We start from the raw sequence: 15,004 nt of genomic DNA, 5'->3' as shown, positions 1-15,004 counted from the left end.
GCCAGGGGGGCGGCTGCGCGCGGATGACGGTGAAACCGACTAGACGACCGGTCACCTTTCCCTAGCTCACCGTACAGTCGTGCCCGTTCGACGCCTGCCTTCTCCATGACGCGCTCCATGACCCCTTTCCTCCTTGCTGGGAGGTTCAGCCTCTCACCGCAGGTCAGAGCGTTCCGGGACGACACTCGCGGCGGGAAGGCCGGAAATTAGACGACCGGTCGTCTGGTTCTTGCTCACGACCGGCCGATGCACACGCGCCGGCACCGTCACCCCCACTCGAGAGCGAAGAAGGACATCATGAGCAGCTCCGCCAAGAAGGTCGCCGTGATCACCGGCGCGTCCCAGGGCATCGGCGCCGCCCTGGTCGAGACCTACCGCAAGCTCGGTTACGCCGTGGTCGCCACCTCGCGGACCATTGCCGCCTCGGACGAACCCGACGTCGTGGCCGTCCAGGGCGACATCTCCGACCCGGCCACGGCCGAGCGCGTCGCCGCCACCGCCATCGAACGGTTCGGCCGCATCGACACCCTGATCAACAACGCCGGACTCTTCGTCGCCAAGCCGTTCACCGCGTACACGCGGGAGGACTTCGACGCGGTCGTCGGAGTCAACCTGTCGGGGTTCTTCCGCCTCACCCAGCTCGCCGTCGAGCAGATGCTCCGCCAAGGCCGCGGCCACGTCGTCCAGGTCGGCACGAGCCTGGTCGACCACGCCCTGTCCGCCGTGCCGTCGGTGCTGGCCTCCCTGACCAAGGGCGGCCTGCAGTCGGCCACCAAGGCGCTGGCCATCGAGTACGCGTCCGAGGGCATCCGCAGCAACGCGGTCGCCCTGGGCGTCATCAAGACCCCGATGCATGCGGAGGAGAACTTCGACACGTTCGCCGCCCTGCATCCGGTCGGGCGGATGGGTGAGATCGGTGACATCGTCGACGCCGTTCTGTTCCTGGAGAACGCGCCGTTCGTCACCGGCGAGGTACTGCACGTCGACGGTGGTCAGAGCGCCGGTCACTGATCGGCGGGTGCGGGCGACGACCGGTCGCCGCCCGCACCCGGTGCCGGACGACCTGCCGTCTCGGCCCCGGTCGGACCGGTACGTGTTCGCAGTCGTCGCATTGCCGCTGTACTGGGGCGTCTTCCGCTGTTCACATATCGAGGACGATGTCGTCGTCCGGTCGGGCGCAGCAGATCAACGCCTCGCCGGGCGGCGGCGATTCGAGCGGTTCGGGCTCGTAGGTGACCGTGCCGGACAACAGCGGTGTGGCGCAGGTGTGACATACGCCGGTACGGCAGCTCCAGCGGGTCGGGACGTCGCAGGCTTCGGCGAGTTCGAGCAGGCTGCGTCGGTCATCGGGGAACGGGGTGGAGATGCCGCTGCGGGCGAATGACACCTGGGGTCCGGTACCCGGCGCGCCCGCAGGCTGATGGGGCGATACGGCGGACCGCGGGGTGACGCCCGGGTTCGTGGAAGGCAGGGGGGAGAAGGCTTCGACGTGGATACGGTCGGCCTCGATACCCGCGGACTCGAGGGCCTGCCGCATGTCCGCCATGAAGACGGCGGGTCCGCAGAGGTAGGCGATGGCGTCGGCCGGCAAGGACAGGGCCGTCAGGATGTCCGCCGTGAGCCGCCCGTACGAGAAGCCACCGCCGTGTCGGTCTCTGGGTGCGGCCAAGCTGTAGTAGATGTGCTCGTGCCCGTGCGGGAGCGAGGTGACCAGGTCGTGGGCTTCCGTGGCGAGCGGATGCTCCTCGGGCCGGCGGGCGCCGTGGATCCACCAGACCTCGCGTTCGCGGTGGTGGGCGGCGAGTTCGTGGAGTATGGCCAGCACCGGCGTCAGGCCGATACCGGCCGAGACGAGAACCACCGGCTCGCTGCCGTCCGTCAACACGAACTCCCCGCGGGGCGCCGCGGCGTCGAGCAACTCCCCCGGATGCGCCCGCGTGGTCAGGTAGCCGCTCACCGTGCCGTGGGGTTCGTGCTTGACACTGATCCTGTACCGTCCGTCGACCGGCGTCGAGGACAGGGAGTAGCTGCGTACGGGCGCCGGCTGTGCGACCGAGGGAAGCCGCAGTGTGAGGTACTGGCCGGCCCGGACTTCCGGCAGGGGGGTTCCGTCGGGCGAGCTCAGATACAGGGAGGTGACGAAGGAGTTCTCGGCGACCACCTCGTCCACGTGCAGCGGGCGAAAGCCCGTCCAGGTCGGGCCGGGGGCCGCCGTGCCGCGGTCGGCGTCGGCCAGCAGGTCGTGGAAGGAGTTGCGCCACCCGGGGCTCAGAGCGGGGATGGACAGGGCGAGGCGGAGCTCGTCGGGGTCTCGGTGGGGCAGGTAGAGCAGGGCGTCGGCGTCGGCCACACTCAGCGGACCCGGTCCGGTGCGTGTCTTCACGATCGGGTCACCGGCCTGGATGTGGCCTTCTCGGATCACCCGCATGTAGAAGCCGGGGCGGTGGTGACTCACCAGCAGGGCGGGCAGTTCGGGCTCCCCCACACGCATCCCGACGCGATAGCAGGTGACTCTGGGCTGGGTGACCTCGAACTCCGCCTCTCCGATGGCGTAACGGTCGCCGATGCACACTTCGGCGTCACCGAGGCCGTCGACGGTCAGGTTCTCACCGAATTCACCGTGGACGAAGTCGTTTCGGCGAAAATGCTCCTGCCAGTACCGGTAGGACTGCACCTGGTAGACGAGGACGGCACGCTGTTCACCGCCGTGTCCCGCCCGGTCGCCCTGTCCGTCACCGTCGATATTGAGGCGGCGGACCATCACCGGGCCCGATACCGGTTCCTTCCATACGCCGGTGTGCACCGTCCTGCCTTGCCAGGACACGTCCCGCGGCATTCCGACGTTCACCGACAGCAACGAGGGCATGAACGTTCTCCTCTCCGGCGCCCGGTTCACTCGCCACCGCGTCCACCCATCGTTTCGCGGGTGAGCCGCTGGTGCATCCGGGTTGCACACGCGCGGCGTCCTTCCCGACCGGGTGTTCGACCGGATGACGATGGCCGACCTGCGCAAGCACTACCCGGACACGGTCTCGTACGGCCGGACCACCGCGGGACATCACGTGTGGTCGCGCTCGAAGGTCTGCGGGTCTCGGTCTCGCTCACGTCGGTGCCGCGGTGGACCCCGGCTGCGGATGCACCTGTGCGGCAAGGGGATTAGGCTGGTTTCTCGTGTCTTGATCCTCCGAACCGATGCACATGTCCGTTGCGGAGAGAAGGTGCATGCAGATGGCGAGGATACTTTTCGTGGTGTCCGGTGCGACGTACTGGGTGCTCAAGGACGGTACGCGGTACGCGACCGGCTACTGGGCCGAGGAGTTCGCGCTCCCGTACAAGAAGGTCACCGATGCGGGGCACGAGGTCGTGGTCGCCACACCGAACGGTGTGACGCCCAGTGTCGACATGATGAGCCTGCGTCCCTCCATGGCCGGGGGTGAGGAGGGGGCTCTTGAACTGGAGTCCATCATCCGTTCCGCCGAGGTCATGCGCCGCCCGTTGAAGTTGTCGGACGTCCGCTTGGAGGACTACGACGCGGTCTATCTGCCCGGTGGTCATGGCCCGATGTCGGATCTGTGGCTGGACGCAGACGCCGGACGGATTCTCACCGCGCAGCTCGCCTCGGGCAAGCCGTTGGCGATCGTGTGCCATGCCCCCTCGGCCCTGCTGGCCACGAGGATCCACGGGGAGTCGCCGTTCAAGGGCTACCGGGTCACGGGTTTCACCAACGACGAGGAGGAAGCCGTAGGGCTGGCGGCCAAGGCGCCGTGGTTGCTGGAGGACGAACTCAAGGACAAGATCGGCGTCGAGTTCAGCCGTGGCCCCATGTGGGAGCCGTACAGGTGGAGGACCGCAACCTGATCACGGGGCAGAACCCGCACTCGGCCGACGTCCTCGCGAACCGGCTGCTCGAAGTCCTCTCCTGAGGGCGGGAGTTCACGCCCTCAGGAAGGGTGCCGGCCGGCCGGATCAGGTGCGCAGGGTGACGCCGAAGCGGGTTCGCATCCGGCGTAGTTCCCACAGGGAGACGGCGGTCACCGTCAGCGGGCCGCCGAGGGTGGAGCAGAGCTGGACGAGGGGTGGGCCGGGTGGCATGCCGTCGCCGATCAGGCTGAAGGCCGCGAACACCCAGACCAGTGTGAGGGTGAGGACGGGCGGCAGCATCGGGTGGACCTGGGCGCTGTTGAAGGCGCTGCGGGCCGAGTAGAGCGACGCCATGAAGAAGAAGGGGAAGCCCCACACGATCACGATGAGCGAGGCGACGGCGAGAACGTACTCCCACCAGTCCTTCCCGTCGTCGGCGTTGACCGTCATGGCCGTGAGGGCGAGGACTCCCCCGATCACGATCAGCGCCAGCACGTACCAGCCCACCGCCTTGAGCGGGGTACGCAGCCGGGAGCGGAGATGCGGCCGCAGGTGCGGGGGTGCGTAGGAGATGAAGCCCACGATCACCAGCGGTGCGGCGATGATCAGCACGAACGGGGCGACGAGCAGCTGGGCGGCACCGCCGTACGCCGCGTCCTCCCAGCGGTCCGGGTTCACGTTGTAGGCGAGGATCAGGGCGATGGTGGCGGCGGCGCCGAGTATCGTGCGGGCCAGCTGGACCCGGTCCACGGTGCGGTCTTCGATCCGGCCGTCGCCGTCCTGTGCGAAGAGCCTGGTGGCGGCGCGGTGCGCGGAGCGGAGGATCGCGCCGACGAGCCCGAAGGGGGAAGCCAGCGAGAGACAGCCGCGGCGGCGCCTGGCGGGCTGGAGCCCGTAGGGATACGGCGGCTGGTTCGGGTAGGGGCCGGCCGGGTTCGGTGGCGGTGGACCGTAGGGGCCGCCCTGCGGTGGTCCGTACGGAGCGCCCCAGCCGCCTTGGCCTCCCGGGCCGTTGCCCCCTGGTTGACCTGGGCCGTTTCCCGGACCCCATCCCCCCGTCGCCATACCGCTCCCCCGTTCGTTTCCGGCCGGTTACTGACCGTGTTCCGTCGTGCCACGGCGAGTGTAGTGGCACAACGGGTGGGCAAGGCAGAGCTCGCACCGGGCGCACTGGCTCCGGCTCACCTTGCCCGGTTCCGGCAATGTGGCGGGGCGCCAGGTTGCCGAACCCGGTGCCTGCCGGTGGGTGACGTGGCTACGTATGGTTCCCCGCGACGTGCACGGTTGTGCGTCCCGCGGCTGTGCCGCCGCTTGGCGTTCTCGACCCCCTCCCCCGAAATGACCCTCCATGCCGTCCCAGGACGACCCTCACATGCCCCCTCCCCCGCCCTCGGATCTCGTCGACGAGGTCCTCGTCCGATTCGACGCCTACGCCCGGGCGCGGGCAGCGCGTGACAGCCTGCTGCCGGCGGCGCGCACCACCCCACGCCATGAGCAGCACGCCTTCGAGGGCCTTCAGGCCGCCATCACCCGACTGCGCAACAGCCGCCGCTAGGTCCCCCGCGGGTCCTGGACGGATTTCGGCCGTGGAGGTGGCCGGGGACCGAGCCGTGGTCGTACGCCAGGTCGTTGGTGCGTCCGGCGGCGATCAGCCGCATGGCCTGGTGTTGAGCAATGGCTTGTCAGTCGAGTGGCCAATTCGTCAGCTTCATGGGGTTCAGCATCAGCCACACGCTCGTGACGCGTTCGTCACCGACGTCGAAGGTGGCCAACCCGTACCGACGCCCCTCGTCTCGAAGAATGTATCCGAGACCGTCCGCGGTGTCGCGTCGCTCGAAACGGAGGGCGGGCTGCTTGCGCATCACTCCCATGAGCCACCGGGCCACATGATCGGAGCCGCGGATGACCTGAGGTGCCGCATTGACGAAGCCGCCGCCGTCCACTCGTAGTTCGACGTCCGGAGCCAACACGCGGAGCAGTTCCTCGATATTCCCTCCGACAGTTGCGCCACGGAATGCCCGGACGACCTCGTCATGCTGGTGGGGAGCGACCTGTGCGCGTCTTCCTCGGCGAACGTGGCGGCGCGCGGACGTCGCCAATTGCCTCGTCGCCGCCGCTGAACGGCCTACGACATCAGCGATCTCGTCGAATGGGACGCCGAACACATCATGCAGCACGAACGTCACTCGCTCTGCCGGCGTCATGGACTCGAGGACCGTCAGCAATGCCATGCTGACGGCATCATCGAGGGTGACACGTTCGAGCGGGTCAGCGGCGAGACGAGCGGAGTTCAGCGGCGCCTTCGCCGTGTCCGCGAAGAGGTCGGCCGGAACCGGCTCCGGCAGCCATTGTCCGACGTACGTCTCCCGCCGTGCCCGCGCGGAACCCAGCAGGTCGAGTGAGATGCGGCTCGCGACTCGCGTCAGCCATGCCGCGGGCGCGGCAATGGCGTCCCGTTTCTCGGGCTCGAGGCGGTACCACCTCACATAAGTCTCCTGCACGACGTCCTCGGCATCGGCCAGGGTGCCCATCATGCGAAAGGCCAGCGACAGCAGACGATGCCGCTCCGCCATGACCGAATCGAGAGCCGGCGATTTCTCGCACTCGGCGCGACCGGATTCGGCGGATTCGGCGGGAAGATCTTCCGACATGGGGCACCCTTTCCCATTGGAGCGCGGCACGCGTGAACTATCGGCACATAGTGGAACGTTCCCGCATCCTTTTACTGTCGCCTTCAGGCGGTGGGGATCCCGGCAATCGGGTACCTCACGAGGCCTTTCCGATGCGCGCCGCGCGGAACCATGGCCTCGAGGGGCTCCTGCCCTTCCACGGTCACAACCTCACGACTGTCTCCGCGGTCGGCCAGGGTGGCGCGGAAGAGGTCGTCGTGGTAAAAGCGGTCGGGTCCGGCGATCTCGACCGCACTTCCCGGTTCCAGGGTCGTGACGGCCTCGGCGAGCAGTTCGACGACCTCGTCCAGCTCGACGGGCTGGATGAACGACCTCGGAGCGAGAACCTTCCCGTCCACGGTGTGCTGGTCGATGAGGACAGGAATGTAACTCTGGAACTGGGTGGCCCGGATGATGGTGGCGGGGATCGGCGCGGATCGTACGGCCTTCTCCTGCGCCACCTTGCCGAGGTAGTACCCGATCTCGGATGCGTCCCCTTCGCCGACGCCGACGATGGAGAGCACGATGTGATGACGCACACCTGCCCGCCCGCCCTCCGCGGTCAGGTTGCCGATCGCTCCCTCGAAGAACGAGATCGCCCCCTCCGCGTCGAAGCGGGGGGTGTTGAGGACGTTCACGATGGTGTCGACTCCGACGAGAGCCTCGGCGAGTCCCTTGCCCGAGATCACGTCGATCCCGTCCTCGAGTCCTCCCGGGACCACCTCGATGCCCTTGGCTTCCAGGTTGTCTGCGAGACGGGACCCCACACGGCCGCGCCCACCAGCGATGAAGACCTTCATTTCCTCACTCCGTTCCGGGGCGCCGGTCGCCGCCCTCACCGACATGACGACGCAGGCAGGAAAAATGTGAGGCGGCGGAGCAGGCTTGCGACAGGAGTGACTCAGGTCATGGGCGAGGCCGTCGGCCGACGGCGGCCGATCAAGGAGGTGCCCGGAGACAGCGGCGACTCACGCGTCCGGGCCGCTCTCCGCCGGCCGTCGGGTCGGCGAGTCGTTGTGCGGTGGTGAAGTGGCGCGTGAGGCGGGTCTTGGTCAGGGCGAAGGAGATGCCGGTGGCGGTGTCGGCGTACATGACGTCCGGTTCACTGTCCGGCATGGTGTCACGCCCCTTCTCCGTAGTGTGCCCAGCCTGCCCATCATGTCCTCCGTGAGGTGTCGTCCGCCGCTATGGACGATCTCCGCGGTCGTTGCCCTGTGCGGCCGCGTCCGCTCGTCGTGGCCGGCGGCCGGAACGTGACGTGGCTTCGGAGGGTGGTACGGCATAGTCGGGTTGCCGGAACCGACCCCGCGACGAAGCAGGAGTACCTCATGGCGATTCAGCGGATGGACAACGTGGCCATCGTCGTCGACGACCTGGAGGCCGCCGTCGCCTTCTTCACCGAGCTCGGCATGGAGCTGGAGGGCGAGGCGTTGATCGAGGGAGCCACGCCGGACCGGATGCTCGGCCTGGACGGGGTTCGCAGTGCCGTCGCGATGATGCGCACCCCGGACGGGCACGGCAGGCTGGAGCTGACGAAGTTCCACGCACCCGAGGCGGTCGCCGCCGGGCCGCTCGACCCGCCACCGCACACACTGGGTCTGCACCGTGTCATGTTCGCCGTCGACGACATCGACGACACCATCGCCCGCCTGCGCGGTCATGGCGCCGAGCTGCTCGGTGAGGTGGCGCAGTACGAGGACCTCTACCGTCTCTGCGACCTCCGTGGGCCGTCGGGGATCATCCTCGCTCTGGCCGAAAGGATCGGCTAGGTTCCGCCGCTTCGGCGCTGGAGGCGCCCCCTGACCGCTAAATCTTAATTTAGGAAATATTATTGACGCGCGGCGGCGGCCCCTGGAAGATCCTGGCAAACAATCGCAGGCGTGCGGCTGTTGACCGGGCCCGCGGCGCGATCACCGCTCACGGCAGGGACGGGTCGCACGCCTGATCGGACAGCGAAGGATCCGATGTGAAACGACATCTCACCGTCCTGCTGGCTCTGCTGACCGGCTTGCTGGTCGCACAGGCGCCCGTCCAAGCCGCTCCCCTGGCCGGTGACGAGGCCGCCGCGGCACCGGCGGGAGCCGGGCAGATGCTGAGCCCGACGCCGTACATGGGCTGGAACACGTACTACGCCCTGGGCGGCGATCCGACCGAGGCGGAGATCAGGTCGACGGCCGATTTCCTGGTCAGCAGTGGTCTACGCGACGCCGGCTACGAGTACGTCTGGATCGACGGCAACTGGGCGGCCCCGACACCGCGCAGCTCGGCCGGCGACCTGGTGCCCAACCCCGAGCAGTTCCCCAACGGGCTGAAGCCGCTGGTCGATTACATCCACGCCAAGGGGCTGAAGGCGGGCATCTACACCGACGCCGGTCCCTACATTCCGGGCAAGTGCGGTCTGGGCAGCCACGGTCACTACCAGCGTGACGCGGACCGGTTCGCCGCCTGGGAGTTCGACGCGGTCAAGGTGGACTACCTCTGCGGGATCGCCGCGGACCTCGACCCGAAGACGGTGTACACCGAGTTCGCGAAGGCGCTGCGCAACAACGCCAGCCGGCGCCCCATGCTCTTCAACCTCTGCAACCCGGTGACCTCCCCGGACTGGGGCGACTACCCGGAGGAGCAGCAGTCGACGCACTCCTGGTCGTACGCGCCCGGGATCGCGCAGTCCTGGCGGACGTACACGGACGTCGGCTTCGTCGGCGAGATCAAGTTCAAGGACGTGCTGCGCAACTACGACGCGAACGCGCGGCACCCGGAGGTCGCCGGGCCGGGGCACTTCAACGACCCCGACTACCTCGGTCCCGAACTCGGGATGAACGACGAGGAGTTCCGTACGCAGATGAGCCTGTGGTCGGTGGCGGCCGCACCGCTGGTGATCGGCAGCGACATCCGTGAGCTCAGCGAGACCTCGCTCGGCATCCTCCAGGACCGCGACGTCCTCGCGATCAACCAGGACACCGCCGGCGTCCAGGCCGTACGTGTCGGCCCTGCCGGTACGACGGAGACGTGGGTGAAGCGGCTGGCGGACGGTGACCGCGCGGTGCTGCTGCTGAACCGCGGTGACAGTCCGGCGACGCTCACCACGAGTGCCCGGTCGGTCGGGCTGTCCGGGAAGCGGTTCGCCCTCGAGGACGTCTGGACCGACCGGGTCACCGAGAGCGCCGGCACCATCAGTGCCGCCGTCCCCGCCCATGGCGCGGCCCTGTTCCGGGTCGGCCGGGCGACGGGCAAGCCCGGTGTTCCGCATGTCGTGGCGGGTCTGCCGCAGGTGACGGACGTCGGCGGCGACGCGGTGCCGGCCGGGGTCGCCCCGGTGGCCGCCGGCGGCGACAGCGCCCAGGTCGAGGTCACCGTGCGCAACGACGGTGCGCGGCCGGTGTTCGCACCGCGGGTCGAACTGTCGGTGCCGGACGGCTGGACGGTCCGGCCGGTCGGCAGGGCGCCGAAACTGCTGACGCCCGGGCGCTCCGTGGCTCTGGCCTTCGACGTGACTCTGCCGGCCGACGCCGCTCCGGGCAGCACCGCGTTGACCGCCACGACGTCGTACGCGGTGACGGGCAAGGGGCGGCTGGAGCAGGAGACGGCCGCGGCTCTGGTGGTGGCGCCGGTGGCGCCGGACGGTGACGTCGTGCTGTCGCACCACGACTGGATCAGCGCCACCAGCGGGTGGATGAGCCCGACGGTCGACCGGAGCGTCGGTGGCTGGACGCCGATCAGCATGCTCGGCCAGGAGTATGCGACCGGCCTCGGCGTCGCCTCCCCCTCCACCGTCCGCTACTACCTCGGCGACCGGTGCACCCGGCTGACGACGACCGTCGGCATCGACGACGCGGTACGCAACGTCGGTCCGGACGGCGGCACTTCGACGTTCCAGGTGATCGGTGACGGACGGGTGCTGTACGACAGCGGCGTGCTGGGCCGCGACGACGTCCGCGAGGCCGATGTCGACCTGAGTGGTGTCCGGGTGCTCGACTTGGTGGTCGGGGACGGCGGCGACGGCGGCTACAACGACCGGGCCAACTGGGCGGGTCTCGACGCCACTTGCTGATCAGTGCGTGTGACGCCCGGCCGGGGCTCCCCCGGCCGGGCGTCTGTCCGGCTTCAGTCGACGCCGTCGTACGAGAGGCCGTGTCCGGAGCGGAAGAGGTACCGGGTCGGGTCGTCGGCCCGCTGGATGGGCACGGGGAGCTTGCCACGCGGTTCGACCCGGCCGGCGATCACCCGTGCGGCGGCGCGCAGTTCGACCTCGGTCCAGCAGTAGGAGGCCAAGGAGGCCCGGACGTCGGCGAGGTGGGCGATGTCGTAGGGGTTGCGCACCGCGAGGTGGATGACGGGGACGCCCGTCGCGAGCAGGCGGGAGATGAGGGTGCGTTGGGGGCTGGTCGCGTTGATGTTGTCGGTGGTGACGATCACGGCGTCGCGGCCCTGTGCGGCGGCGACCGCCTCGTCGATCTTCGCCGTGTCGGGGGTCCGGCCGGTGGCGAGGTGGGTGGTGCGGTAGCCCAGGTCGTCGAAGGCCGCGGCCAGTTCGGGCACGGTCGTGCGGGTGTCGTCGGTCGGGAAGGCGGGGCTGGCTCCGACCACGAGCAGCTTCCTCTGGCTGCGGCGCAGCGGGAGCGTCCTGTCCTCGTTGACGAGCAGGGTGGTGGTGCGCTCGGCGATGCGGGCGGCGGCGTGCCGGTGCCGGCGGGCGCCGACGATCCGGTCGACCTCCTTCCGCGGGACATAGGGGCTGCCGCTGAGCAGGCCGGCCTTCTCCTTGATCCGCAGGATGCGCAGGACCGACTCGTCGAGCCTGGCTTCGGTGATCTCCCCGCTGCGGACAGCGGCCAGGACGCCGTTGTAGGCGACGGCGATGTCCGGCGGGAAGAGGAGTTGGTCGGCGCCGGCCTTCAGGGCGAGGACGGGGACGCGGTCGTCGCCGTACTTGGTGCGCACGCCCTGCATGTTGAGGGCGTCGGTGACGATCACACCGTCGAAACCGAGTTCGCCGCGCAGTACGCCCTGGAGGATCGCGGGCGACAGGGTGGCCGGGTCGTTGCTGGGGTCGAGCGCGGGGACCTGGAGGTGCGCGGTCATGATCGAGTCGACACCGGCGGCGATCGCGGCCCTGAAGGGCGGGGCGTCGATACGGTCCCACTCCTCGCGGGTGTGGGTGATCACGGGCAGACCGGTGTGGCTGTCCTCGCCGGTGTCCCCGTGCCCCGGGAAGTGCTTGGCGCACGCTATGACGCCGGCCTGCTGATATCCCGTCACCTGGGCAGCCACCATCCGGCCGACGTCGCGGGCGTCGGCGCCGAAGGAGCGGATGTTGATGATGGGGTTGGCCGGGTTGACGTTGACGTCGGCGACCGGGGCGAAGTTCTGATGGATGCCGAGGGCGGCGAGTTCGGTGCCCGAGATCCATCCGGCGGTGCGCGCGTCGGAGAGCGAGCCGCCCGCACCGAGCGCCATCGCGCCGGGGAGCTGGGTGGCGCCGCTGCCGATGCGGACGTTGACCCCGTGCTCCTGGTCGATGGAGATCAGGGCCGGGATGGGCGTGGGCAGGGCGAGCGAGGCCCGCTGCACGCCGTTGCTCAACTCCGCGATCTGGCGGGGGTCCTGGATGTTGTTCGTCCAGCCGTGGAAGTAGATGACACCGCCGATGTGATACTTGGCGATGAGCTCGGCCACGGTGCGGACGCCGAGGGCCGCGAGGTTGCGGTCCTGGTCGGACCGGCTGGGGGAAGTCGCCGACGTTCCGTGGAAGTAGGGCACGAACAGCTGGCCGATCTTCGCCTCGATGCTCATCCTGGAGATGATCTTCTTGAGGCGGCTGTCGCGCCGGTGCGCGACCGCGGGGGTCGCCGCCACGCCCACGACGCCGGTCGCACTCGCGGCGACCACGGTGGCGGAGGTGAGGACGGTACGCCTGGACAGACTCCGGTCCTGCATGCGGACATGCTCCTTCCAGCCTTGCCCAGTACGGGAGTTGAAGGGAACGTGCGGTACTCCGAACGCGGGAAACGTAGCCCGCGGAGGCGAGTGGGGCAAGAGGTCTAGACAAAGTAGGTCTAGACAAGGAGCGGCTCTCGCGGGCTCTCGCTACGGGGGGACGGCGCCCACATCCGGGGGGAGGGCCGGCTCTGGCACCTGTCCCGTGCCGGACGTCGCGCGCAGGCGGAGGCCGGGGCCGCGGGACGTGCCGCGCGCGAGGCCCGTGGGAGCCGGGAGCCGTCGTGGTGCGTCACAGGTCGCTGACGCCACCTCGGCGGCGAACGTTCTAGGCGCGACCGGCGGGGGGCAGAACGGCCGTCACCGGTTCGAGCCGCAGGCCGGCGGCCGGCCAGGGCGGTGGTTTTGCCGGGCCGAACCACACCCGGACGTCCTCCCCGGTGCGGACCGGGAGGCGGGGGTAGTCGTTCTCGGCGTGCTCGGTGCGGTGCAGGGCGTGGGCCGGGTTCAGGTGGCGGGCGGCGTACGCGTCGAAGGCCGACGCGTCCGGGCGGTGGCAGACGGTCGCGAGGACCTCGCGGGTGCCGGGCGCGGGCGTGAAGCCCGGGCCGCGCAGAAGCAGGACGTCGTCGCTGTCGGTCATCGTGGCGTTGGCCGCGTCACGGTGCTTCCGCCAGACCGGGCCGGTGTAGAAGGCCTCCAGCGAGCGCCGGCGGGACGCCATGTCGGGGAACATCCGCAGCCAGACGAAGCGGTCCGGATCGTCCAGGTCGCGGAACCGGCCGCCGACGGTGATGCCCACCGCCCGCTGCCCGGTGACGAACTCGCGCTCGAACAGCTCGATCAGTGTGTCCCGGGCTCCGGGGCGGAGGGTGTACTGCCGGAGTTCGACGATGCTCATGCCCCGTAGGCTAGGGACGCTCCCCTGACATCCCCTGTCAGTGAATACTGAACGGCATGCGCGCGAGCCGGCTGGTCACCCTGTTGCTGCTGCTCCAGGACCGGGGGCGCATGACCGCGCAACAGCTGGCCGAGGAGCTGGAGGTCTCCGTCCGTACGGTCTACCGGGACGTCGAGGCGCTCAGCACCGCCGGTATCCCGCTGTACGGCGACGCCGGCCATGCGGGCGGCTATCGACTCGTCGACGGATACCGGACTCGGCTGACCGGGCTGACCGAGGGCGAGGCGCGGGCCGCATTCCTCGCCGCGGTTCCCGGTGCCGCCGCCGAACTCGGCCTCGGTGAGGCGCTCGCCGCCGCCCAGCTGAAGCTGCGGGCCGCCCTTCCCGAGCCGTTGCGTGAGCACGCCGGGCGGATTCAGGAACGCTTCCTGCTCGACGCTCCCGGCTGGTACGGCGGCGGCACCGACCGTACGCCCCACCTGAGCGCGGTCGCCGCCGCCGTATGGGAGCGGCGGGCGCTGCTCCTGCGGTACCGGCGCTGGCGGGCGCCAAAGGAGATCGAGCGGCGGGTGGAACCGTACGGGCTCGTGCTCAAGGCGGGCCGCTGGTACCTCGTCGCGGCCGGTCCGTCCGGGGTACGCACCTACCGGGTCGACCAGATCCTCGGCCTGCGGCCGCTGGAGGAGTTCGCCGCGCCGGGCGGGTTCGACCTGGCCGCGTACTGGACGAGCCAGCTGGCCGGCTTCCGAGCCCGGCTGCACACCGCGGAGGCTCTCGTCCGGCTCACCCCGGAAGGTGCGCGCCGCCTCGGGGTGACTCCCACGAGCGACGGGTGGACCGAGGCGCGGATACCGATCGAGTCGATCGACCACGCCCACGGGGAGTTCCTGCGGCTGGGCACCGACATCGACGTCATGGCACCGGCCGAACTCCGCGATCGTATCGCCGCCACCGTACGAACCCTGGCCGCGCGCTACACGGACTGAGCCGCCGTCCGGCGCCTGCCTGCCGGGTCTCGACACCGTCGGCGTCGGTCAGGCCGTGTCCGCGCTCCGGCGTGCGCGGTACCGGAGGTAGACGAATTTCGAGGCGAAGGTGCGCGTCTCGACGAGTTCGAGATCCACCCGGCGCTCGTCCCGGGGGAAGAACGGGATGCCACCGCCGACCAGCACCGGGTAGACCATGACCCGGTACTCGTCGATCAGGCCCAGCGCGCCGGCCTCGGCGGCGAGGGTCGCGCCGCCGATCGCGATCTCGCCCTCTCCCGGCTCGGCCCGCAGCCGCTCGATCTCCTGTGCCAGACCGCCGGAGGCCAGACGGGCGTTGCCGCCCCGCACCGTCGACAGCGTGGTGGAGAACACCACCTTCGGCAGCGGGTTCCAGAGCGCTGTCCACTCGCGTTCGGCGTCGTCGAGCGACCTGTCCTGGTCGGCGGTCTCCCAGTACAGCATCGTCTCGTACAGCCGTCGTCCCAGCAGGTGGACGTCGACCTGCCGGATCTCGTCGATCCAGAAGCGGAAGACGTCGGGCTCGGGCGCGGTCCAGTCGAAGCCGCCGTCCGGGCCGACGATGTAGCCGTCGAGTGAGACGCTCATCGAATAGGTCACGTCACGCATCAGAAGTCCTCCTCGGTCGT

At 69.6% G+C, this 15,004-nt stretch carries 13 protein-coding genes and 1 pseudogene; 6 read left to right on the top strand and 8 right to left on the bottom strand.

Annotated elements, in window-relative coordinates; translation table 11 throughout:
- Positions 1 to 297: 297 nt before the first annotated feature.
- Complete coding sequence (locus tag IF28_RS0132330) at positions 298 to 1,011, top strand: SDR family NAD(P)-dependent oxidoreductase (RefSeq protein ID WP_030227944.1); 714 nt, start codon at positions 298 to 300, stop codon at positions 1,009 to 1,011.
- Between the two features lie 130 nt (positions 1,012 to 1,141).
- Here the strand turns inward: IF28_RS0132330 and IF28_RS0132325 are convergent, their stop codons facing one another.
- Positions 1,142 to 2,866 (bottom strand): MOSC and FAD-binding oxidoreductase domain-containing protein, encoded by a 1,725-nt coding sequence (locus IF28_RS0132325; RefSeq protein ID WP_030227941.1) that lies wholly within the window; start codon positions 2,864 to 2,866, stop codon positions 1,142 to 1,144.
- 362 nt (positions 2,867 to 3,228) lie between these two features.
- On the opposite strand from IF28_RS0132325, the pseudogene IF28_RS36645 reads away from it, so the two are divergent.
- Positions 3,229 to 3,923 (top strand): annotated as a pseudogene (locus IF28_RS36645) (type 1 glutamine amidotransferase domain-containing protein).
- Between the two features lie 43 nt (positions 3,924 to 3,966).
- Here the strand turns inward: IF28_RS36645 and IF28_RS0132315 are convergent.
- Complete coding sequence (locus tag IF28_RS0132315; RefSeq protein WP_030227937.1) at positions 3,967 to 4,926, bottom strand: hypothetical protein; 960 nt, start codon at positions 4,924 to 4,926, stop codon at positions 3,967 to 3,969.
- A gap of 307 nt (positions 4,927 to 5,233) precedes the next feature.
- Between IF28_RS0132315 and IF28_RS0132310 the strand changes: the two genes are divergently transcribed.
- Positions 5,234 to 5,416: a hypothetical protein gene (locus IF28_RS0132310; RefSeq protein WP_030227934.1), complete on the top strand. Its 183-nt coding sequence runs from the start codon at positions 5,234 to 5,236 to the stop codon at positions 5,414 to 5,416.
- 127 nt (positions 5,417 to 5,543) lie between these two features.
- Here the strand turns inward: IF28_RS0132310 and sigJ are convergent, their stop codons facing one another.
- From sigJ to IF28_RS39305, 3 genes are all read right to left on the bottom strand, one after another.
- Positions 5,544 to 6,512 carry an RNA polymerase sigma factor SigJ gene (gene sigJ, locus IF28_RS0132305; RefSeq protein ID WP_030227931.1) on the bottom strand — a complete coding sequence of 323 codons (969 nt, stop codon included), beginning with the start codon at positions 6,510 to 6,512 and terminating at the stop codon, positions 5,544 to 5,546.
- 83 nt (positions 6,513 to 6,595) lie between these two features.
- Positions 6,596 to 7,330, bottom strand: a complete 735-nt coding sequence (locus IF28_RS0132300) for an SDR family oxidoreductase (protein ID WP_030227930.1) — start codon at positions 7,328 to 7,330, stop codon at positions 6,596 to 6,598.
- A gap of 139 nt (positions 7,331 to 7,469) precedes the next feature.
- A complete protein-coding gene (locus IF28_RS39305; protein WP_158713732.1) occupies positions 7,470 to 7,646 on the bottom strand; it encodes a hypothetical protein in 177 nt (58 codons plus the stop codon).
- Positions 7,647 to 7,858: 212 nt separating this feature from the next.
- Here IF28_RS39305 and IF28_RS0132290 point away from each other — a divergent pair, with 212 nt between their 5' ends.
- Positions 7,859 to 8,299: a VOC family protein gene (locus tag IF28_RS0132290; protein WP_030227927.1), complete on the top strand. Its 441-nt coding sequence runs from the start codon at positions 7,859 to 7,861 to the stop codon at positions 8,297 to 8,299.
- A 197-nt stretch (positions 8,300 to 8,496) separates the two neighbouring features.
- The gene (locus IF28_RS0132285; RefSeq protein ID WP_030227925.1) at positions 8,497 to 10,581 is read left to right on the top strand and encodes an NPCBM/NEW2 domain-containing protein; all 2,085 of its coding nucleotides are present in this window, start codon (positions 8,497 to 8,499) and stop codon (positions 10,579 to 10,581) included.
- 53 nt (positions 10,582 to 10,634) lie between these two features.
- On the opposite strand, the gene IF28_RS0132280 is transcribed toward IF28_RS0132285, so the two are convergent.
- Positions 10,635 to 12,467 (bottom strand): glycoside hydrolase family 3 protein, encoded by a 1,833-nt coding sequence (locus IF28_RS0132280; RefSeq protein WP_030227922.1) that lies wholly within the window; start codon positions 12,465 to 12,467, stop codon positions 10,635 to 10,637.
- 328 nt (positions 12,468 to 12,795) lie between these two features.
- The gene (locus tag IF28_RS0132275) at positions 12,796 to 13,368 is read right to left on the bottom strand and encodes an NIPSNAP family protein (RefSeq protein ID WP_051713955.1); all 573 of its coding nucleotides are present in this window, start codon (positions 13,366 to 13,368) and stop codon (positions 12,796 to 12,798) included.
- Positions 13,369 to 13,424: 56 nt separating this feature from the next.
- Between IF28_RS0132275 and IF28_RS0132270 the strand changes: the two genes are divergently transcribed.
- On the top strand, positions 13,425 to 14,354 hold the full coding sequence (locus tag IF28_RS0132270; RefSeq protein ID WP_030227916.1) for a helix-turn-helix transcriptional regulator: 930 nt from the start codon (positions 13,425 to 13,427) through the stop codon (positions 14,352 to 14,354).
- A gap of 48 nt (positions 14,355 to 14,402) precedes the next feature.
- Here IF28_RS0132270 and IF28_RS0132265 read toward each other — a convergent pair whose 3' ends face one another.
- Positions 14,403 to 14,984, bottom strand: a complete 582-nt coding sequence (locus IF28_RS0132265) for a dihydrofolate reductase family protein (RefSeq protein ID WP_030227913.1) — start codon at positions 14,982 to 14,984, stop codon at positions 14,403 to 14,405.
- Positions 14,985 to 15,004: the final 20 nt, after the last annotated feature.

The organism is Streptomyces sp. NRRL WC-3626 (assembly GCF_000718785.1).
Taxonomy (GTDB): Bacteria; Actinomycetota; Actinomycetes; order Streptomycetales; family Streptomycetaceae; genus Streptomyces; species Streptomyces edwardsiae.
This window is presented reverse-complemented; position numbering and strand designations above follow the sequence as displayed.

Coding starts and splice junctions, on each gene's coding strand:
- IF28_RS0132330 (WP_030227944.1), top strand. CDS start 298: ATGAGCAGCTCCGCCAAGAAGGTCGCCGTGATCACCGGCGCGTCCCAG.
- IF28_RS0132325 (WP_030227941.1), bottom strand. CDS start 2,866: ATGCCCTCGTTGCTGTCGGTGAACGTCGGAATGCCGCGGGACGTGTCC.
- IF28_RS0132315 (WP_030227937.1), bottom strand. CDS start 4,926: ATGGCGACGGGGGGATGGGGTCCGGGAAACGGCCCAGGTCAACCAGGG.
- IF28_RS0132310 (WP_030227934.1), top strand. CDS start 5,234: ATGCCCCCTCCCCCGCCCTCGGATCTCGTCGACGAGGTCCTCGTCCGA.
- sigJ (WP_030227931.1), bottom strand. CDS start 6,512: ATGTCGGAAGATCTTCCCGCCGAATCCGCCGAATCCGGTCGCGCCGAG.
- IF28_RS0132300 (WP_030227930.1), bottom strand. CDS start 7,330: ATGAAGGTCTTCATCGCTGGTGGGCGCGGCCGTGTGGGGTCCCGTCTC.
- IF28_RS39305 (WP_158713732.1), bottom strand. CDS start 7,646: ATGCCGGACAGTGAACCGGACGTCATGTACGCCGACACCGCCACCGGC.
- IF28_RS0132290 (WP_030227927.1), top strand. CDS start 7,859: ATGGCGATTCAGCGGATGGACAACGTGGCCATCGTCGTCGACGACCTG.
- IF28_RS0132280 (WP_030227922.1), bottom strand. CDS start 12,467: ATGCAGGACCGGAGTCTGTCCAGGCGTACCGTCCTCACCTCCGCCACC.
- IF28_RS0132275 (WP_051713955.1), bottom strand. CDS start 13,368: ATGAGCATCGTCGAACTCCGGCAGTACACCCTCCGCCCCGGAGCCCGG.
- IF28_RS0132270 (WP_030227916.1), top strand. CDS start 13,425: ATGCGCGCGAGCCGGCTGGTCACCCTGTTGCTGCTGCTCCAGGACCGG.
- IF28_RS0132265 (WP_030227913.1), bottom strand. CDS start 14,984: ATGCGTGACGTGACCTATTCGATGAGCGTCTCACTCGACGGCTACATC.